The 696-nt window shown below is 35.9% G+C and carries 1 protein-coding gene; it reads left to right on the top strand.

Annotated features, from left to right (window positions below; all coding sequences use genetic code 11):
• Positions 1-108: 108 nt before the first annotated feature.
• Positions 109-696: IS256 family transposase (locus KI343_RS19850; RefSeq protein WP_212928120.1), on the top strand; the 588-nt coding region annotated here is incomplete at its 3' end.

The raw sequence follows: 696 nt of genomic DNA on the forward strand, positions 1-696 counted from the left end.
GATTAAGTCCATATAATTGTGTAAAAAGGGGAAATAAAAAAAGAGCCATATTAATTCCTTATGATACAATGTTTTCAACGACGATAAACAAAGTAGGAGGAATTAATAATGACTCAATTACAGTTTAACCTAGATTTTGAAAAATTAAAAGAGGAAGTGCTGCAATCTGATCTAAATGATGTCGTAAAATCTTCTATCGTTATTTTATTTAATCAGTACATGGAGATGGAAAGAGATCAATATATGAAAAATACTTCCCACGAACGCAATGAAGATCGTCATGATTACAGAAATGGATACTACGATAGAGAGTATATGCTGAGTGTTGGAAAGGTAAAATTAAAGGTTCCACGTACGCGCAGCGGGGATTTTTCTACAGAACTATTCGAGAAGTATAAACGTTGTGATAAAGCCTTTTTGCTATCGATGTTGGAAATGGTGATAAATGGTGTTTCTACGCGTAAAGTGACTAAAGTCGTAGAACAGCTTTGTGGTGAAAAAGTGTCGAAGTCCATGGTCTCAGAGCTTACAAAAAAGCTAGATCCAGTTGTAAAGGAATGGGCCAACCGTCCTTTAGATCGGCAATATTATAATTATATCTATGTGGATGCGATGTATATTAAGGTCCGTGAATATCACCGGGTTGTTTCTAAAGCAGTTTATATTGCCTTGGGAGTTAATAGCCAGGACCGGCGT

Source organism: Oceanobacillus sp. J11TS1 (assembly GCF_018333215.1).
In the GTDB taxonomy this organism is placed as follows: domain Bacteria; phylum Bacillota; class Bacilli; order Bacillales; family Amphibacillaceae; genus Oceanobacillus.